The organism is Acidiphilium sp. 20-67-58 (assembly GCF_002255515.1).
GTDB lineage: Bacteria > Pseudomonadota > Alphaproteobacteria > Acetobacterales > Acetobacteraceae > Acidiphilium.
The window spans coordinates 24,928-43,216 of the sequence record NZ_NCAS01000008.1 but is presented as its reverse complement, the minus strand read 5'-3'; the positions used below and the strand labels follow the sequence as shown (position 1 = coordinate 43,216).

The window sequence follows — 18,289 nt, the reverse complement described above, 5'->3', positions numbered from 1 at the left end:
CCGGCGAAGGCGGCGCTCCGCCGCGCCCGGGGCGATGTTAATTGGTTTGCGGCGACGCCGGCTTGACCTGGATCAACGCCCGCGCCGGCAGCCGGGAGAACACTGCCAGGGCGCGATGCGGCCGGACGTTCCGGCGCCGCCACGTTTGACAATATATTCATATATTCGTATATACGCAAGTATGAAACTGGATATCGACGCTATGAACCTGGCGGCCGACGAGGCCAGCGATCTGCTGAAATCGCTGGCCAACCGGCACCGCCTGCTCGTTCTCTGCCAGCTGCTCGACGGCGAGCGGTCGGTGGGCGAGCTGGTCGCGTTCCTGCAAATCCGCGACAGCGCGGTCTCCCAGCACCTCGCGCTGCTCCGCAAGGACGGGCTGGTGACCGCGCGGCGCGAAGGGCAGAGCATCCGGTATTCCATCGCCAGCGCGCCGGCGCGCACGGTGATTTCAGCACTTGCCGGGATCTATTGCAGCCCGGAAGGTGCTGCCTGCACAGTGCCCGACCCTTCATCGACAACGGAGATTTCGAGATGACCACATCTTCACCCCTGCGCGACCTCGACCCCGCCACCGTGCATGACGACCTGCGCGCCGGCCGCATCCTGCTGGTCGATGTGCGCGAGCCGCAGGAATTCGCGGTGGAGCGGATTCACGGCGCGATGCTGTTTCCGCTCTCCACCTTCGATCCGGCGATGCTGCCGCAAGACCCCGGCAAGCCGATCGTGTTTCAGTGCGGCTCGGGCAAACGCTCGGCGATGGCGGCGGCGAAGTGCCGCGAGGCCGGCATTGCGGTGAATGCGCATCTCGCCGGCGGGATGATGGCGTGGAAGGCGGCGGGGATGCCGTATGTCGCGCTCGATTCCGCCACCGGCCAGGTGATCGACCGCCGCTGACCTCCCGCCGCCACCGCGCCGTCCCGGACAAGGAACGCCAGCATGCCCCGCACGCCCTCCCTCCCCGCCCTGCTGCTGCCGCTCCTGCTCCTGTTCGGGGCGGCGCCGGCCGGGGCGGCGTCACCGCCCGCGACCTTCACCGTCGCCGCCCGCATGGTGGCGGACCAGAAGGCGGTGTTCGCCACCGTCGAGAGCCGCAACGTGGTGCCGGCGCGCACCCGGATCGGTGGTACCGTCGCCGCCCTGTCGGTGCATGACGGGGACAGCGTGACGGCCGGGCAGGTCATCGCCACCGTGCATGACCGCAAGCTCGAATTGCAGATCAAGGCGCTGGACGCCGAGATCGCAGGGTTGCAGGCCAGCCTCGTCCAGGCGCAGACCGACCTGCGGCGCACCACGGCGCTGGCGCATAGCGGCGCGGTATCGCGCCAGCAGCTCGACCAGGCGCGGACGGCGGTGGATGTTGCCGCCAGCACGCTCCGCGCGCGGATCGCGCAACGCGCCGTGGCGGCCCAGCAGCAGGACGAGGGCGCGGTGCTGGCGCCGATCGCCGGGCGGGTGCTGAGCGTGCCGGTGACCGATGGCACGGTGGTGCTGCCGGGCGACACGGTCGCAACCGTCGCCGAGCAGAACTTCATTCTGCGCCTGCGAATTCCCGAGCGGCACGCGCTGCACCTGAAGGTGGGCGACATGGTGCGGCTGGATGGCGGCGAATTCGGCCTTGCCGGCGCGCGGTTCGGCCGCATCACCCTGGTCTATCCGCAGATCGTCGGCGGCGATGTGCGCGCCGATGCCGAGGTAAAGGGGATCGGCAGCTATTTCGTGGGCGCGCGCGTGCGGGTTTTTGTCCCCGCCGGCGAGCGGCGAACGATCGTGGTGCCCTCCGGCTTCGTGTTCACCCGCTTCGGCCAGGATTATGTGAGGCTGCGGCAGGGCGATGGCAGCGTGATCGACGCGCCGGTGCAGCGGGGGCTGCCGCTGCCGACCCGCGCGATGCCGGACGGGTTGCAGATCCTCGCCGGCCTCGTGCCGGGTGACGTGCTGGTGCGGCCGTGAGGCTCGGCATTTCCGGGCGGCTCGCCCGCGCCTTCATCCGCTCGCCGCTGACGCCGCTGTTCCTGCTCGCGGCGCTGGCCGCCGGGCTGGTCGCCATCACCACCATTCCGCGCGACGAGGATCCGCAGATCCATGTCCCGATGGTGGACGTGATGGTGCAGGCGAACGGGCTGAAGGCAGCCGATGCCGCGGAACTCGTGACCAAGCCGCTCGAGACGATCCTCAAGGCGATCCCCGGTGTGAAGCACATCTACAGCCAGACCCGCGACGACCAGGTGCTGGTCACCGCCCGCTTCGAGGTGGGGACCAACGAGGACGCGGCGGTGGTGCGGGTGAACGACAAGATCCGCGCCAACATGAACCGCATCCCGATCGGCATTCCGCCGCCGCTAGTGGTCGGGCGCGGGATCGACGATGTCGCGATCCTCACCCTTACCCTCGCGCCGAAACCGGGATCGGCGACGCACTGGACCCAGGGTGCGCTGTCGCAGATCGCGACCAAGCTGCAGGACCAGCTGATCAAGGTGCCGAATGTCGGGCTCAGCTATATCGCCGGGTCGGACCCGATGCAGATCCGCGTCGAACCCGAACCCGACAAGCTGATGCTCTACGGCGTGACGCTGCAGCAGCTCGCTTCACGGGTGGCCGATGCCAATCGCAGCTTCATCGCAGGGCGGGTGTTCGACCGCGGCGGGCTGCGCGACGTCGCGGCGGGGCAGACGCTGTTCGGCGTGCCGGATATCGGTCTGCTGCTGATCACCACGCGGGACGGGCGGCCGGTCTATCTGCGGGATGTCGCGCATGTCGTCGTCGGGCCGGCGCCGCTGGAGAGCCATGTCTTTGCCATCACCCATGAAGGCAAGGCATGGCGCACGGCGCCGGCGGTGACGGTGGCGCTGGCCAAGCGCGCGGGCAGCAACGCCGTGGTGGTGGCCGATGCCGCGCTGACGCGGGTGAAGAGCCTGGAAGGATCGCTCATCCCCTCAGACATCTCGGTGCAGGTGACGCGGGATTACGGGCGCACCGCCAACGAGAAGGCGAACGAGCTGCTGTTCCATCTCGGGCTGGCGACGATTTCCATCGTCGTGCTGATTGCCTTCGCGGTGGGCTGGCGCGAGGCGGTGGTGACGCTGGTGGTGATCCCGACGACCATTCTCGCCACCGTGTTCGCCTCGGAGCTGATGGGCTACTCGATCAACCGGGTGAGCCTGTTCGCGCTGATCTTCGCCATCGGCATCCTGGTGGACGACGCGATCGTGGTGGTGGAGAACATCGCCCGGCACTGGGCGATGCCGGATACGCGCTCGCGCCGGCGGGCGGCGATCGAGGCGGTGGCGGAGGTCGGCAACCCGACCGTGGTCGCGACGCTGACGGTGATCGCCGCATTGCTGCCGATGCTGTTCGTCTCCGGGCTGATGGGGCCGTATATGGCGCCGATCCCGGTGAACGCCTCGGCGGCGATGGCGTTCTCGTTCTTCGTCGCGATGGTGGTGGCGCCGTGGCTGATGTACAGGCTGGCCGGGCGCGACCGCTTCACGGAAGAAGACCGCGCCGGCGAGATCGAGTTCCTCGAACTGACGACCCCTGCCCTCGCCCATGAGGCGGGTGCCGCGGCGGCGCATCCGGACCGGCTGGGGCGGCTCTACCGCGCCGTTGCCGCACCGATCCTGCGCACGCGGCGCCGCGCCGGGCTGTTTCTCGCCCTGGTCGGCATCGCCACCATCGCCGCCTGCGCGATGTTCTACACCGAGGCGGTGACGGTGAAGCTGCTGCCGTTCGACAACAAGTCGAGCCTGAACGTGCTGATCGACCTGCCCGCCGGCAGCGCCGTGCAGCAGACCGAGCAGACGCTGTTTGCCGCGGCGCGGATCACCGGCACGATGCCCGAGGTGCGATCCATGCAGGTTTATGCCGGCACGCCGCAGCCTTTCGATTTCAACGGGCTGGTGCGGCATTATTACCTGCGCGACCAGCCCTGGCAGGGCGACCTGCATGTGATGCTGTCGCCCAAGGGCGAGCGGTCGCAGCAGAGCCACCAGATCGCGGGCGAACTGCGCCGGCGCCTGCTGAAACACCTGGTCCTGCCGAAGGGCGCGGTGCTGAAAGTGGTCGAGGCACCGCCCGGCCCGCCGGTGTTCGCAACCCTGCTCGCCGAGATCTACGGTCCGAACGAGGCGACGCGGCTTGCAGTGGCGGAGGAGGTGAAGACGCTGTTCAGGAAGGTGCCCTATATCGTCGATGTCGACGATTCCTGGGGGCATCGGCAGAAACAGCTGCATATCGCGATCGACCAGGACCGGCTGGAATATTTTGGCGTGCGGCAGGCCGATGTCTATGACACGATCCAGGATCTCTTCGGCGGCATGAAGGTCGGCTATTCCTATCGCGGCGAGAACCGGCTGCCGATCGAGATCGCGATCGGCCTGCCCAACCGCGCGCTCGACTGGAGCCAGCAACTGGCGGATACGCCGGTACCGGCCAATGCGGTGCCGGCGGACAAGTCGGTCGTCGAACTCGGGCAGGTGGTGCATGCGACCCGCAGCGAGGGCTCGCGCGTGCTCTACCGGCGCGACGGGCATTTCGCCGACATGGTCACCGCCGAGCTGGACGGAAAGTTCGAGGCGCCGATCTATGCGATGTTCGCGGTGGACAAGCTGATCAACCAGCATGACTGGGGCAGTCTGCCGAAGCCTGCGATCAGCTTCCGCGGCCAACCGACGAGCGAGGCGCACCCGACCCTGCTGTGGGATGGCGAATGGGAGATCACCTATGTCACGTTCCGCGACATGGGGGCGGCGTTCCTCGTCGCGCTGCTCGGCATCTATGTGCTGGTGGTCGCGCAGTTCCGCAGCTTCAAGATCCCGCTGCTGGTGCTCACCCCGGTGCCGCTGACGCTGATCGGCATCATGCCCGGGCACTGGCTGCTGCACGCGCAGTTCACCGCGACCTCGATGATCGGCTTCATCGCGCTGGCCGGCATCATCGTGCGGAACTCGATCCTGCTGGTGGACTTCATCCGCCACGGCGCGCGGCCGGGGCTGACGCTGCGCGAGGTGCTGCTGGAGGCCGGCGCCATCCGCTTCCGGCCGATCCTGCTGACGGCGCTCGCGGCGATGATCGGCGCCTCGACGATCCTGCTCGACCCGATCTTCCAGGGCCTGGCGATCTCCCTGCTGTTCGGCCTCGCCTCGTCCACCCTGCTGACGGTGCTGGTGATCCCGGCGATCTACGTGGTGATGCGCGACCCGGACCGGATCGTGTCCTGATCGGCCCCTGACCCCATCGCCCGGCGCGCGAGGCTGCGTGCCGGGCGCATTCCTGCCGCGACCAAAATGCATGCCGGTATGAGCCGCCAATTATTTATGATGGCTCAAACGCATGAGATGATGTTTCATACATGATTTCTTCCGGTCAACTGAAGGCGGCGCGCGCCCTGCTCGGCATCGACCAGCGGGATCTGGCGGAATTGTCCGGCCTGTCGCTGCCGACCATCCAGCGGATGGAGGCGAGCGAGGGGGTAATCCGCGGCAATGTCGATTCGCTGATGAAGCTGCTGGACGCGCTGGACCGGGCGGGGATCGTGGTGATCCGGCCGGGCGATGTATCGGATGCCACCGGCGGGCGCGGCGTGCGCCTCAAGAGCGGGACGTGACGGCGGCGCTGCTGCTCTGCGCCCTGGCCTGGCTCGCGCTCGGCGCGGCCGGCGCAGCACTTTCCCGCCGCGATGCCGGGCGCATCGTGGTCTATGGTGGGTCGCTCGGCGTGTCCCTGATCGCGCTTGGGGTGGCTCTCGCGTCACTTGGCGGCGAGGCGCGGGGCATCACCCTGCCGCTCGGCCTGCCGGGGATCGGCATGCGCTTCGCCGTCGATCCATTATCGGCCGCGTTCCTCGTGCTGGTCGATCTCGGCGCCGCCGCCGCCAGCCTGTATGCGCTCGGCTACGGGCGGCACGAGGCCGAACCCTGGCGGGTGCTGCCCTTCTACCCGGTGTTTCTGGCGGCGATGAACCTCGTGGTGATCGCCGCCGACGCCTACGGGTTCCTGCTGTTCTGGGAGTTGATGTCGCTCGCGTCCTGGGCGCTGGTGATGGCGGATCATACAAGGGCGGAGACGAGGCAGGCCGGGTTTGTCTATCTGCTGATGGCAAGCGCGGGGACGTTGCTGCTGCTGCTCGCCTTCGGCCTGCTCGCGGGACCGCACGGAGAGTACGGATTTGCCTCCATCGCCGCGGCGCACAGGGTGCGATGGGCGGGGGCGGCGGTGATGCTGCTGGCGCTGCTTGGCGCGGGCTCCAAGGCGGGGCTGGTGCCGCTGCATGTCTGGCTGCCGCGCGCGCATCCCGCGGCACCGAGCCATGTCTCGGCGCTGATGAGCGGGGTGATGACGAAGGTGGCGGTCTATGCCTTCATCCGCATCGCCTTCGATCTCGCCGGGCCGGCCGCCTGGTGGTGGGGGCTGGTGGTGCTGGCCGCGGGGGCGGTTTCCGCCGTGCTGGGCGTCTTGCAGGCGCTGCTGGAGGACGATGTGAAGACCGTGCTCGCCTACAGCACGATCGAGAATATCGGACTGATCTTCGCGGGGCTGGGCCTCGCCCTCGCCTTCCGCGCCGATGGCCTGGCGCTGGCCGCGAGCCTCGCACTCACCGCCGCACTGTTCCACGCCTTCAACCACATGCTGTTCAAGAGCACGCTGTTCTTCGGCGCCGGCGCGATCCAGCACGGCGCCGGCACGCGGCGGCTCTCGGAACTTGGCGGGCTGATCCACCGGATGAAGGTCAGCGCGGTGCCGATGCTGGTCGCGGCGATGGCGATCGCCGCCCTGCCGCCGCTGAACGGGTTCGCATCGGAATGGCTGCTGTTGCAGGCGGTGCTGCTCAGCCCGTCGCTGCCGCAATTCGGGCTCAAGCTCGCGGTGCCGGCGGCGGGCGCACTGCTGGCGCTGGCAGCGTCCTTCGCCAGCGCCTGCCTGGTCCGACTCTACGGCATGGCCTATCTCGGCCGGCCGCGCAGCACGGCCGCCGCCACGGCGCATGAGGCCGACGGGATGTCGCGCGCCGCGATGATCGGGCTCGCGTCGCTCTGCGTGCTGTTCGGTCTGATGCCGACGCTGGTGCTCAGCCATCTGGCACCGGTGGCGCGGGAACTGACCGGGATATCGCTGCCCGCACGGCCCGGCTGGAGCGCGCTGACGCTGCTGCCGGTGCCGGCGCGGCAGAGTTCGTACGATCCGCTGCTGATCGCGCTGTTCATCGCGGTGACCGGCGGTCTTGCGGCGCTGGGGCTGCACCGCTTCGGCTCGCGCGCCCTGCGCCGGGCGGTGCCCTGGGGGTGCGGCTTCCTGACGGAGGGTAGTGCTGCGCTGCCCGCGGGGGCGCAATATTCGCCGGCGGGATTCAGCCAGCCGATCCGCCGCGTGTTTGCCACGACGCTGTTCCGCGCCCGCGACGAGGTGACGATGCCGCCGCCGGGGACGACCGCGCCGGCCCGTTTCGCCAGCCGCATCACCGATCCGGCATGGGATGGCGGCGCGCTGGGTCTGGCCGCGCTGGTCGGCCGCGCCGCCGACCGTGCCAACCGGCTGCAATTCCTGACCATAAGGCGCTATCTCGCGATGGTGTTCGTCACGTTGCTGATCCTGCTCGCGACGGTGGCGCTATGGGCCTGATCGTGCATCTCGCCCTGCAGGCGCTGGAAATGGCGATCGCGCTGGCGGCGGCGCCGCTGCTCACCGGCTTCGTGCGCAAGGTCAAGGCGCGATTGCAGCGCCGCGCCGGGCCGCCGGTGCTGCAGGTCTATCGCGATCTCGCGCGGCTGGTGGCGAAGGAGGCGGTGGTGCCGGAGGACTCCTCGTGGCTGTTCCGCGCCTCCCCTTACGCGATCTTCGCCGCCACCTGGGTCGCCGCGGCGCTGGTGCCGGAATTCGCGACCAATCTGCAATTCTCCTGGTCGGGCGACCTGATCGTGATCGTCGCCCTGCTCGGCAGCGCACGCTTCTTCCAGATGCTGGCAGCACTCGATTCCGGCACCGCCTTCGGCGGCATCGGTGCGAGCCGGGAGGCGATGCTCGCCTCGCTCGCCGAGCCGGCGATGCTGATGATCGTTTTTACCGTCGCCCTCGTCGCCGGCACCAGCCAGCTTTCGACGATCGCCACCTACATGCATTCCGGCGCCGAGGGGCTCAGGCTGTCGCTCGCGCTCGGCCTGGTCGCGCTGGTGATGGTGGGGCTGACCGAGACCGGGCGCTTCCCGGTCGACAATCCGGCGACGCATCTCGAGCTGACCATGGTGCATGAGGCGATGGTGCTGGAATATTCCGGCCGACACCTCGCGCTGATCGAACTCGCCGGGGCGATGCGGCTGCTGCTCTACATGTCGCTGATCGCCTGCATCTTCGCGCCGTTCGGCATCGCGCCGCCGGGTGCGGGGCCCGCCTCCCTCGCGCTCGGGCTTCTGAGCTATGCCGGCAAGCTCGGCGCGGGCGCGGTGGCGCTGGCCGGGTTCGAGACGACGATCGCCAAGATGCGCGTCTTCCGGATTCCGAATTTCGTCGGTGCCGCACTGATGCTCGGCCTGCTCGGCACGCTGCTGCTGTTCATGTCGGCCTCGCTGTGACGCTGATGCTGGCCCCCTTCACCCCTGGCGCCACCGCCTTCGGCCTTGCCCATGTGCTCGCCGGCGGGCTGGTGCTGGTCAGCCTGATGATGCTGTATCAGGACCGCCTGCCGGCGCTGATCAACGTGCTGGCGCTGCACGCGGCCCTGCTAGGTGTCGCGGTCGGCTGGCAGGCCTGGCTGCAAGGGGCGCCTGAACTCTACATCACCGCGGCGATCGCGATCGGGTTCAAGGCGGTGGCGATTCCGCTGGCGCTGCACCGGATCATCGAGCGGCTCGACATCCATCGCGAGGTCGAGACGGTGGGTGGGATCAGTCTGACGATGCTGGCGGGGATCGGGCTGGTCGCGCTGTCGCTGCTGGTGATGCTGCGCACCGCCGCCGCGGCGGATGCGCTGGCGCGGGAGGATCTCGCACTTGCGCTGTCGGTCATCCTGATCGGGATGCTGATGATGGTAACGCGGCGCAACGCGGTGAGCCAGATCGCCGGGTTCATGATGCTGGAGAACGGGCTGATCCTCGCCGCCGCGGGGGCGCAAGGCATGCCGCTGGTGGTGGAGATCAGCGTCGCCTTCTCGATCCTGATCGCCTTCATCGTGATCGGCGTGTTTCTCTTCCGCATCCGCGAGCGGTTCGACACGGTGGACAGCGCGGCGCTGGACGCGTTCCGGGGAGAGTTGCAATGACGGGCGCTGCCTTTGCCGCGGTGATCGCCACCCTCGCCATTCCGGCGGGTGCCATGCTGCTGCTCGCCACCGTATCCTCCTGGCGGCTGGCGGCGCGGCTGAACGCGATGGCGAGTTGCGCGACGGTGGCCGCTGCCGCCGTGCTGCTGGTCCACCGGCCGGCACCGGACGGGCTGTTCCTGGTGGATGGGCTGAACATCGCCTTCCTGCTGCTGAACGGGCTGGTCGGCTTCACCACCAGCCTGTTCAGCGCGAGCTATATCGGCCACGAGATCGGCACCGGCCGCCTCGCGCCGCATCACCTGCGGCTCTATCACGCAATGTACCAGGCGATGATGCTCGGGATGAATCTCGCGCTGGTCAGCAACAATCTCGGCCTGATGTGGTTTGGCGTCGAACTCGCCACGCTGTCGACGGTGATGATGGTGGGACTCTACCGCAGCCCTGCGGCGATCGAGGCGTCATGGAAATATCTCATCCTCGGCAGTGTCGGCATCGCACTCGCGCTGTTCGGCACGATCCTGGTCTATCTGGCCGCTCAGCCAACGCTGGGCGGCGGGATGAGGGCAATGCAGTGGACCGGCCTGCTCCGGCATGCCGCCTCACTCGACCCCTCGCTGCTCGATGTCGGGTTCGTGTTCCTGCTGATCGGCTATGGCACCAAATCCGGGCTGGTGCCGATGCACGCCTGGCTGCCGGACGCCCATGCCGAGGGGCCAACGCCGATTTCGGCCGTGCTGTCCGGGCTGTTGCTGAACGTGGCGCTCTATGCGCTGCTGCGCTTCAAGATCCTGCTTGCGGCGAGCCATGCCAGCGTCGCCGCCGGGGCCCTGATGGAGGGGTTCGGCCTTGCCACGCTGTTCTTCGCGGCCATCATGCTCTACCGGCGGCGGGACATCAAACGCCTGTTCGCCTATTCCTCGATCGAGCACATGGGCATCATCACCTTCGCCTTCGGCATTGGCGGGCCGATCGGCAATCTCGCAGGGCTGTTGCAGATGGCGATGCACAGCCTGACCAAGTCGGCGATCTTCTTCGCGGTCGGGCATGTGGCGCAGGCCAAGGGGACGCAGAAGATCGCCGAGGTCAGCGGGCTGACGGCGAGCCATCCCTTTCTCGGCTGGACGCTCGTGGCGGGCATCGCGGCGATTGCGGGCCTGCCGCCCTTCGGCATCTTCACCTCGGAATTCCTGCTGATCACCTCGACCTTCGCCCGCGCCCCGCTGCTTGCGGTGCTGCTCGGCCTCGGCATCCTGCTTGCCTTCGGCGCGCTGCTGCTGCGGATGACAGGCCTGTGCTTCGGCCCGCCGAGCCCGGGCAATGCACAGAGTTCCGCCGCGGCGATGCCGCTGCTGCTGCATCTCGGCCTCGTGCTGGCCGTCGGCATCGCGCTGCCGGGATTTCTCTATGATTGGTTCGCCCATGCCGCCGCCCTGCTCGGCTGACGCGCCGGTGATGGTCGACGCCGCCGGATGGCGCGCGGCGGGTGCGGCTCTCGCCGCGGGAGCGGATGCGGCTCTCGCCGCAGGGCAGCGCGTGCTGGTCGCGGTCTGGGCAGCACCGGACGATGCCGGGACGCGCGTTCATCTGGCGACGCGGCGGGCAGACGGGGGCGATCTCGCGGTGATCGCCCTGCGTGCGGAGGACGGCTCCTATCCGTCGATCGGGCGGCATCATCCGGGAGCAATCCTGATGGAGCGGGCCTTGCAGGATGCGAGCGGGCTCCGCGCCGAGGGATTGCCCGATCCGCGCCCCTGGCTCGACCATGAGCGGGATTTCGCCTTCCTGCCCGCCGAGGGCGAGGGGCTGCACCGGATACCGGTAGGGCCGATCCATGCCGGGACGATCGAGCCGGGCCATTTCCGCTTCACGGTGAACGGCGAGACGATCGTGCGGCTGGAGGCGCGGCTCGGCTACACGCACAAGGGCACGCTCGGGCTGATGCGGGGGACGACACCGGATGCGGCGTCGCGTCTCGCCGGGCGGGTTTCGGGCGATTCGACCGTCGCCTATGCGTGGGCGTTTGCCCGCGCGGTGGAAGCGGCGCGCGAGCTTGCCGTGCCGAGGCGGGCGTCGGCATTGCGCGGAGTGATGGCGGAGCTCGAACGCCTCGCCAATCATGCCGGCGATTTCGGGGCGATCTGCAACGATGCCGGTTTCCCGCTGATCAACGCCCATGCCGGCGCGCTGCGCGAGACGATCCTGCGCCAGGCCGAGGCCTGTTTCGGCCACCGGCTGATGATGGACCGGATCGTCCCCGGCGGGGTTGCCGCCGATCTCGCGCCGGCTTCCGCCGCTTCCCTGCGTGCCGAATTGCCGTCCTGGCTCGCGCGGTTCGAGCGACTGGTCGATCTCTATGGCAAGACCGCCTCGTTGCAGGACCGGGTGGTCGGCGCCGGGCGGCTTGCCCCCGATCTTGCCCGCCGCCTCGGCTGCGGCGGCTATGTCGGCCGCGCCGCGGGGCAGGATTTCGACGCCCGGCGCAATGCGCCCTACCCGCCCTATGACCGCCGCATGCCTGACATACCCGTGCTTGCGTCTGGCGATGTCGATGCGCGGGCGCGGATCCGGAGTGCCGAGATCCGCGCCAGCGTCGCCCTGATCGGCGATCTGCTCGGCGATCTGATGGGCGATCTGGCGGCCGGCGACATTCGCGCGCCATTGCCGGAGAGCGAGGCTGAGGCGTTCGGCTGCGCACTGGTGGAGGGGTTCAGGGGCGATGTCTTCGCCGCGGTGCGGCTGCGCGGCGCGGTGGTGGCGGATGCGTTCCTGCGCGATCCGTCATGGTTTCTATGGCCGGCGCTGGAGGCGGTAATCGAGGGCAATATCGTCGCCGACTTCCCGCTCTGCAACAAGAGCTTCAACGCCGCCTATTCGGGGTGCGACCTGTAATGCGCAGAACGCTTTTCGAAAGCCTCCATCGCGGTACCCTGACCGAACCGGCCCCGCCGCGCGATGCCGAAACCGCCGCGCTGGTCGCGGAACTCGACCGGGCGGCGCTGCGGCGGCTCGGCCGGTCGCTGGCGATCCGCGCGGTGGATGCGGGATCGTGCAACGGTTGCGAGCTGGAAATCATCGCCCTCGGCAATGTGCTGTACGATCTGGAGCGGTTCGGGTTGAAACTGGTCGCCTCGCCGCGCCATGCGGATGTGCTGCTGGTGACCGGCCCGATGACGCGGAACATGAGTGCCGCGACCCGGCTCGCCTACGAGGCGATGCCGGCGCCGAAATTCGTGGTCGCCGTGGGCGATTGCGGGCGCGATGGCGGGGTGTTCGCGGCAAGCCCGCATTGCCTGGGCGGCACGGCAGCGGTCCTGCCTGTCACGCTCACGATTCCCGGCTGTCCGCCTGCGCCGGCGGCCCTGCTGCGCGGGCTGATCGGCCTTTCCGATCCGATTGGATCGGATGTAGTGCTCTAGCATATTGATAAGTCGAGCATCTTTATCCGATCAGATGATTCCATCTGATCGGATGATGCTCTAAAGGACCGGCAGCCAAAGGACCGGCGGCGCGGCCGGCGCTTCAGCCGTGGCCGCCGATCTCGATCGAGAGCAGGTCCTGCATGTCGGTCGCGTGCTCGCTTTCCTCTTCGAGGATGTTGGTGAGCATCAGCGCAGTGACCGGGTCGTGCGGCTCGAAATGGTCGATCATCCGGCGGTAGAGGCCGATCACCTCGCGCTCGGCGGCGAGGTTCTGTTCGACGAGGCCGGCGAGATCCGCCCTGGTGCCGAATTCGCCGAAACGGGTTTCGAGTCCGTGCGGGGAGAAATCAGGCGTGCCGCCGAGTTCGCGGATGCGCTGGGCGATGGCGAGCATGTGGCGGCGCTCGTCATTTGCCTGTTCCTGGAACTCGACGCCGATGCGCGGCTGTTTCAGCCCGGCAAGCGAGACCGACATCATGGTGTAGCGCCAGATGCAGAGAATTTCGGCCGTAAGCGCGCTTTGCAGCAGGATCAGCGCGGGGTCGGCACCCACCGCCTGTTCCTCGTGAAACGCGCCCTGCATCCGTGCCGAGACGGCGCGCACATCGTTGAGAAAAGCGTTCGGCGCTGCATGTTCGACCTGGTCCATCACGCTGTCCACTCCGCTGATCGCCGCCTCGCTGCGGCAATCTCATGATGACAGAATCGCGACGCCGACTCAACGCGCGCGACGGCCGCGCGCGAGTTCGGTGACGATGCCATGCAGCGTGCGCAATTCCTGTTCCGTCACCTCGCCGCGCTGGAAGAAATGGCGGATGTTGCGCACCATGCCGGGGCGCTTCTGCTCGTTGCGCAGGAAGCCGGCCTCGTCGCATTCGGCGATCAGGTGGGTGAGGAAATTTTCCAGCTCGCCCTTGGTCGCGACATGGGTCTTGTGGGTCTGCAGCGTGCGGACCGGGGCGGCCTCGCCGGCAATCCACCATTCATAGGCCATCACCATCACCGCCTGGGCCAGGTTGAGGGACATGAAGCGCGGGTTGAGCGGGTAGCGGATCAGGCTGTCGGCGCAGGCGATGTCGTCATTGTCGAGGCCGGCGCGCTCGGGGCCGAACAGGATGCCGCATTTGAGGTCGCGGGCGCCGATCTCGCGCAGTTCGGCGGCGGCACCACGGGCGGTAAGCAGCGGCTTGACGATATGGCGCGGGCGCGGACAGGTGGCAAAGACGCGGTGAAGGTCGGCCACCGCATCGGCCACCGTGTCATGCACCGTCGCGGCTTCGAGGATGCGGTAGGCGCCGGAGGCGGTGCGCATCGCCCGGTCCTGCGGCCAGCCGTCCCGCGGGGCGACGAGGCGGAGATGGAACAGCCCGCCATTGCCCATCGCCCGCGCGACCGAGCCGATATTCTCGGCAAGCTGCGGGCGGACCAGAATAATGACCGGGGACGGGTCGATCGGTGCGAGATCAGCACCTTCGTCGCGACCGGTCATGCGCGCCGCCAGGTGGTGCCGCCGGGACCGTCCTCGAGCAGGATGCCGGCGGCGGCGAGTTCGGCGCGGATCGCATCGGCGCGAGCGAAATCCTTGTTCCTGCGCGCAGCGAGACGCTCGGCGATCAGCCCGTCGATCCGCGCATCGTCGGTCGCATCGCCGCGGAACCAATGGCCGGAGGCGTGATTGAAAATCCCGATCATTTGGCCGGCGGCGCGCAGGCCGGCGGCGCTGGCGGCATCGCCCTGCATCGCCGCGTCGGCCAGAGCGTGGAGTTCGGCGATGGCGCCGGGCGTGTTCAGGTCATCCGCCAGCGCCTCGATGAAGGCGGCGGGCGGGGTGGCGGCGGGCGCGGGGTCGGCGTGTTTTTCCAGCGCGCGGTAGAACCGGTCGAGCTCCCGCTTCGCCTCGGCCAGCGCGGCGGCGGAGAAGTCGAGCACGCCGCGATACTGCGTCTTGAGCAGCAGGAAGCGCACGGCCTCGCCCGGGGCCTCGCCCAGCACGTCCTGCACGGTGCGGAAATTGCCGAGGGATTTCGACATTTTCTGCCCGTTCACCTGCAACATGCCGGCATGCACCCAGACACGGGCGAGTTCGGAGCCGGGAAAGGCGCAGCAGGACTGGGCAATCTCGTTCTCATGATGCGGAAAGATCAGGTCGGCGCCGCCGCCATGGATATCGATGGTCTCGCCGAGAGTGGCGTGGATCATCGCCGAGCATTCGATATGCCAGCCCGGCCGGCCGCGACCCCAGGGGCTGTCCCAGCCCGGCAGGTCGGGCGGCGAGGGTTTCCAGAGCACGAAATCGCCCGGATCGCGCTTGTAGGTGGCGACATCCACCCGCGCGCCGGCGAGCAGTTCCTCGGGCGAGCGGCCGGAGAACTTGCCGTATTGCGCATCGGTCGCGACGGCGAACAGGACATGGCCCTCGGCGGCATAGGCATGGCCGCGGGCGATCAGCCGCTCGATGAGGGCAATGATGTCGCCGATATGTCCGGTGGCGCGCGGCTCGATGTCGGGCGGGACGCAATAGAGCGCGGCAATGTCCTCGTGGAACCAGCGCGTGGTCCGCGCGGTGATCTCGCCGATCGACTCGCCGGTCTCGGCGGCGCGGGCGTTGATCTTGTCGTCGATGTCGGTGATGTTCCGCACATAGGTCACGCGCGGAAACAGATGGCGCAGCAGCCGGACCAGCGTGTCGAACACCACCACGGTGCGCGCATTGCCGAGATGCGCGCGGTCATAGACCGTGGGACCACAGACATAGAGCTTCACATGCGCGGGATCGGCGGGGGCGAAGGGCTCGCGCCGGCGTGTTTTCGTGTTGTGCAGCTTGATCTGGATCATGGCCGCGGATTTCCTCTCCGGGCAAGCGGAAGTCAACCGGCGCGTCGGCGGCAGCGCTGAAACGGCCCGCTCGTTGACAGGACCTGAGAGGTCCTGTATCCATCGTGACCAGTAATTGAGAATAATTCTCATTCTCAATTTATCCCGGAGACCGCTCTTGTCGCAGACCGCCGTGTCACCGCGTTCCCGCCGTTCGCGCCTGCCCTTTCTCGCCGTGCTCGGCCCCGGCATCGTGGTCATGCTCGCGGATACCGAGGTGGGCAGCATCATCACGGCGTCGCAATCCGGCGTCGCTTGGGGATATCGGCTGCTGCTGCTGCAGTTCATCCTGATCCCCATCCTGTATGTCGTGCAGGAGCTTACCGTCCGGCTCGGCATCTTCACCGGCAAGGGCCATGGCGAGCTGATCCGCGACACGTTCGGCAAGGGTTGGGCGTGGCTTTCGGCCGCGGGCCTCGCGGTCGCCACGATCGGGGCGCTGTTGTCGGAATTCTCCGGTGTGGCGGGAGTGGGCGAGCTTTATGGCATCCCCCGCGCGATGACGCTGACACTCTCGGTGGTGTTCCTGCTCGTGGTCGCGTTCACCGGCTCCTATCGCCGGGTCGAGCGGGTGGCGATCGGGCTCGGCCTGTTCGAGCTGGTGTTTTTCGTGATCGCCTTCGTCTCGCGGCCGGATGCGGGGCAGATCGCGGCGCAGACCTTCCAGCCGGCGCTCGGCAATCCGGGCTATCTCTACCTCGTCGCCGCCAATATCGGCGCCGTGATCATGCCGTGGATGATCTTCTACCAGCAATCGGCGGTGGCGGATAAGCGGCTGACGCCGGCGGATTTCAAATATGCGCGCTGGGATACCGCAATCGGCTCAATTGTTACCCAGCTCGTCATGGCAGCAGTACTGATCTCGACCGCCGCGACGATCGGCCGACACAACCCCAATGCGAGCCTGAACACCGTGGGCGACATCACCGCCGCCCTCACCCCCTATCTCGGCGTGGCGATGGGCAAGCTCGTGTTCGGCGCCGGCGTGCTTGGCGCCGGGCTGGTCGCGGCCATCGTCGCCTCGCTCGCGCTGGCCTGGGGGCTTGGCGAGGTGGCCGGGTATCGCCGCTCGCTGGAGGATCATCCGCTGCGCGCGAGGTGGTTCTACGGGGTCTATGCCGCCTGCCTGATCCTCGGCGCGGTACTGGTTGGCGTGGTGCCGAATCTCGTGATCCTGAACATCGCCGTCGAGGTGATGAACGCGCTGCTGCTGCCGCTGGTGCTCGGCTTCCTGGTGATGCTCGGCATCAAGGCGCTGCCGCCGCAGGTGCGGCTGCGGGGCTGGTATGCCGGACTTGCGATCGCGATGTCGGTTCTGACCGCGGGGCTTGGCGTCTATGGCGGGCTGTCCGGGGCCGGGCTGTTCTGATCCTGCCCGCCCTTCCTTGACAGGGGAAGCCCCGGCTCCTCAAATCGGGCCCAGAAGAACGGGGGGCGCGATGACACTGGATCCGGATCTGGCGGCAAGGGTGATGGACGCCGTGGATGCCGGGTTCGAGGAGCAACTCGCCTTCACCCAGGCGCTGGTGCGCTTTCCCTCCACCCGCGGCGCCGAGGCGCCGATCCAGGATTTCGTCCATCGCGCGCTGCGGGATCGCGGTTATGCGATGGACCGCTTCACGATGGACCGCGACGCGCTGGCACGACACGAAGGCGCGGGCCGGATTTCGGCCGAACATTCCGACGCGCCGATCGTGATCGGCACCCACCGGCCGCGGCACGACACCGGCCGCTCGCTGATCCTGCAGGCGCATGTCGATGTCGTGCCGACGGGGCCGGCGGATATGTGGCGCCATCCGCCCTTCGAGCCGGTGATCGCGGAGGGGTGGATGCACGGGCGGGGCGCTGCCGACATGAAGGCCGGCCACGCCGCCAACATCTTCGCGCTCGACGCGCTGCGCCGCGCTGGAGTCCAGCCGGCCGGAAGCGTGCATGTCGAATCGGTGGTGGAGGAGGAATCGACCGGCAATGGGGCGGTGATGACGCATCTGCGCGGCTATCGCGCCGACGCCGCGCTGATTCCCGAACCGCAGGACGAGCGGCTGGTACGCGCGAATGTCGGCGTGCTCTGGTTCGAGATCGAGGTGCGCGGCGCGCCGGCGCATGTCCGCGCCATGGCGGAGGGGGCGAACGCGATCGATGCCGCGTATCGCATCATCGCCGATCTGCGCGGGCTGGAGGCGGAGTGGAACGCGCGCAAGGACGCGCATCCGCATTTCGCCGCCGAGCCGCACCCGATCAACCTCAATCTCGGCCGGATCGAAGGTGGGGACTGGGCCTCCTCGGTGCCGAGCCGATGCCGGCTTTCCTGCCGGATCTCGCTCTACCCGGGCACGCGGGCGGGCGATGCCGCGCGCGAAATCGAGGCGCGGATCACAGCCTTCGCCGCGACCGACCCGATGCTCGCCGCCAATCCGCCGCGCGTCAGCTTCAACGGCTTCTTCGCCGAGGGCTACGTGCTGGAGCCGGGATCGGCGGCGGAGGCGGCGCTGGCCGGCGCCCACGCGATGGCGACCGGCGCGCCGCTCGGCACGATGATAACCGGCGCCTATCTCGATGCGCGGGTGCATGCGCTCTACGATCGGATTCCGGCACTGTGCTACGGCCCGGTCTCGCGCGGGATACACGGGATCGACGAGGCGGTGGACCTCGCCTCGGTGCGGCGGGTGACGAAGGCGATCGCGCTGTTCGTCGCCGCCTGGTGCGGATTGGAGCCGGGCTGAACCGGCGGAGACAACAGGAG

General features: G+C 68.4%; 16 protein-coding genes. 13 read left to right on the top strand and 3 right to left on the bottom strand.

What is annotated here, in order from left to right; genetic code table 11:
• Positions 1–202 precede the first annotated feature (202 nt).
• The 11 genes from B7Z76_RS04430 (at position 203) to B7Z76_RS04380 (ending at position 12,669) form a co-directional block, all read left to right on the top strand.
• Positions 203–538, top strand: coding sequence for a helix-turn-helix transcriptional regulator (locus B7Z76_RS04430; RefSeq protein ID WP_291342397.1), 336 nt, complete (start codon positions 203–205; stop codon positions 536–538).
• On the top strand, positions 535–897 hold the full coding sequence (locus B7Z76_RS04425; RefSeq protein WP_174502543.1) for a rhodanese-like domain-containing protein: 363 nt from the start codon (positions 535–537) through the stop codon (positions 895–897). Before B7Z76_RS04430 ends, B7Z76_RS04425 begins: the two co-directional genes overlap by 4 nt.
• A gap of 42 nt (positions 898–939) precedes the next feature.
• Entirely contained in the window at positions 940–1,953 is a 1,014-nt protein-coding gene (locus B7Z76_RS04420; RefSeq protein WP_291342395.1) for an efflux RND transporter periplasmic adaptor subunit, read from the top strand.
• Positions 1,950–5,219, top strand: a complete 3,270-nt coding sequence (locus B7Z76_RS04415; protein ID WP_291342393.1) for an efflux RND transporter permease subunit — start codon at positions 1,950–1,952, stop codon at positions 5,217–5,219. The genes B7Z76_RS04420 and B7Z76_RS04415 overlap by 4 nt, the downstream gene beginning before the upstream one ends.
• A gap of 131 nt (positions 5,220–5,350) precedes the next feature.
• Positions 5,351–5,605 (top strand): helix-turn-helix domain-containing protein, encoded by a 255-nt coding sequence (locus B7Z76_RS04410; protein WP_174502546.1) that lies wholly within the window; start codon positions 5,351–5,353, stop codon positions 5,603–5,605.
• Positions 5,602–7,617, top strand: a complete 2,016-nt coding sequence (hyfB, locus tag B7Z76_RS04405; RefSeq protein WP_291342391.1) for a hydrogenase 4 subunit B — start codon at positions 5,602–5,604, stop codon at positions 7,615–7,617. The genes B7Z76_RS04410 and hyfB overlap by 4 nt, the downstream gene beginning before the upstream one ends.
• Entirely contained in the window at positions 7,608–8,564 is a 957-nt protein-coding gene (locus tag B7Z76_RS04400; protein ID WP_291342389.1) for a respiratory chain complex I subunit 1 family protein, read from the top strand. The genes hyfB and B7Z76_RS04400 overlap by 10 nt, the downstream gene beginning before the upstream one ends.
• A gap of 5 nt (positions 8,565–8,569) precedes the next feature.
• The gene (locus B7Z76_RS04395; RefSeq protein ID WP_174504748.1) at positions 8,570–9,250 is read left to right on the top strand and encodes a hydrogenase-4 component E; all 681 of its coding nucleotides are present in this window, start codon (positions 8,570–8,572) and stop codon (positions 9,248–9,250) included.
• Positions 9,247–10,695, top strand: a complete 1,449-nt coding sequence (locus tag B7Z76_RS04390) for a hydrogenase 4 subunit F (RefSeq protein WP_174502549.1) — start codon at positions 9,247–9,249, stop codon at positions 10,693–10,695. Before B7Z76_RS04395 ends, B7Z76_RS04390 begins: the two co-directional genes overlap by 4 nt.
• Positions 10,658–12,142, top strand: coding sequence for an NADH-quinone oxidoreductase subunit C (locus B7Z76_RS04385; protein ID WP_174502550.1), 1,485 nt, complete (start codon positions 10,658–10,660; stop codon positions 12,140–12,142). The genes B7Z76_RS04390 and B7Z76_RS04385 overlap by 38 nt, the downstream gene beginning before the upstream one ends.
• Positions 12,142–12,669 carry an NADH-quinone oxidoreductase subunit B family protein gene (locus B7Z76_RS04380; protein WP_291342387.1) on the top strand — a complete coding sequence of 176 codons (528 nt, stop codon included), beginning with the start codon at positions 12,142–12,144 and terminating at the stop codon, positions 12,667–12,669. The genes B7Z76_RS04385 and B7Z76_RS04380 overlap by 1 nt, the downstream gene beginning before the upstream one ends.
• Positions 12,670–12,772: 103 nt before the next feature.
• On the opposite strand, the gene B7Z76_RS04375 is transcribed toward B7Z76_RS04380, so the two are convergent.
• The 3 genes from B7Z76_RS04375 to cysS all read right to left on the bottom strand — a co-directional run bounded on the left by B7Z76_RS04375 (position 12,773) and on the right by cysS (position 15,507).
• Positions 12,773–13,321 carry a bacterioferritin gene (locus B7Z76_RS04375; protein ID WP_236656224.1) on the bottom strand — a complete coding sequence of 183 codons (549 nt, stop codon included), beginning with the start codon at positions 13,319–13,321 and terminating at the stop codon, positions 12,773–12,775.
• Between the two features lie 69 nt (positions 13,322–13,390).
• Positions 13,391–14,161 (bottom strand): RNA methyltransferase, encoded by a 771-nt coding sequence (locus B7Z76_RS04370; protein WP_174502553.1) that lies wholly within the window; start codon positions 14,159–14,161, stop codon positions 13,391–13,393.
• The gene (gene cysS / locus B7Z76_RS04365; protein ID WP_174502554.1) at positions 14,158–15,507 is read right to left on the bottom strand and encodes a cysteine--tRNA ligase; all 1,350 of its coding nucleotides are present in this window, start codon (positions 15,505–15,507) and stop codon (positions 14,158–14,160) included. The genes B7Z76_RS04370 and cysS overlap by 4 nt, the downstream gene beginning before the upstream one ends.
• A 172-nt stretch (positions 15,508–15,679) precedes the next feature.
• Here cysS and B7Z76_RS04360 point away from each other — a divergent pair, with 172 nt between their 5' ends.
• Positions 15,680–16,915, top strand: a complete 1,236-nt coding sequence (locus B7Z76_RS04360; RefSeq protein ID WP_291342384.1) for an NRAMP family divalent metal transporter — start codon at positions 15,680–15,682, stop codon at positions 16,913–16,915.
• Positions 16,916–16,985: 70 nt separating this feature from the next.
• Complete coding sequence (locus B7Z76_RS04355) at positions 16,986–18,269, top strand: ArgE/DapE family deacylase (protein WP_291342382.1); 1,284 nt, start codon at positions 16,986–16,988, stop codon at positions 18,267–18,269.
• Positions 18,270–18,289 lie beyond the last annotated feature (20 nt).

Bases quoted from the DNA above. Each gene is read 5' to 3' on its own strand.
- B7Z76_RS04395 (WP_174504748.1), top strand. From the start codon at position 8,570: ATGCTGGCCCCCTTCACCCCTGGCGCCACCGCCTTCGGCCTTGCCCAT.
- B7Z76_RS04410 (WP_174502546.1), top strand. From the start codon at position 5,351: ATGATTTCTTCCGGTCAACTGAAGGCGGCGCGCGCCCTGCTCGGCATC.
- B7Z76_RS04390 (WP_174502549.1), top strand. From the start codon at position 9,247: ATGACGGGCGCTGCCTTTGCCGCGGTGATCGCCACCCTCGCCATTCCG.
- B7Z76_RS04400 (WP_291342389.1), top strand. From the start codon at position 7,608: ATGGGCCTGATCGTGCATCTCGCCCTGCAGGCGCTGGAAATGGCGATC.
- B7Z76_RS04355 (WP_291342382.1), top strand. From the start codon at position 16,986: ATGACACTGGATCCGGATCTGGCGGCAAGGGTGATGGACGCCGTGGAT.
- B7Z76_RS04430 (WP_291342397.1), top strand. From the start codon at position 203: ATGAACCTGGCGGCCGACGAGGCCAGCGATCTGCTGAAATCGCTGGCC.
- B7Z76_RS04380 (WP_291342387.1), top strand. From the start codon at position 12,142: ATGCGCAGAACGCTTTTCGAAAGCCTCCATCGCGGTACCCTGACCGAA.
- B7Z76_RS04385 (WP_174502550.1), top strand. From the start codon at position 10,658: ATGATTGGTTCGCCCATGCCGCCGCCCTGCTCGGCTGACGCGCCGGTG.
- B7Z76_RS04425 (WP_174502543.1), top strand. From the start codon at position 535: ATGACCACATCTTCACCCCTGCGCGACCTCGACCCCGCCACCGTGCAT.
- B7Z76_RS04420 (WP_291342395.1), top strand. From the start codon at position 940: ATGCCCCGCACGCCCTCCCTCCCCGCCCTGCTGCTGCCGCTCCTGCTC.
- cysS (WP_174502554.1), bottom strand. From the start codon at position 15,507: ATGATCCAGATCAAGCTGCACAACACGAAAACACGCCGGCGCGAGCCC.
- B7Z76_RS04370 (WP_174502553.1), bottom strand. From the start codon at position 14,161: ATGACCGGTCGCGACGAAGGTGCTGATCTCGCACCGATCGACCCGTCC.
- B7Z76_RS04375 (WP_236656224.1), bottom strand. From the start codon at position 13,321: ATGGACCAGGTCGAACATGCAGCGCCGAACGCTTTTCTCAACGATGTG.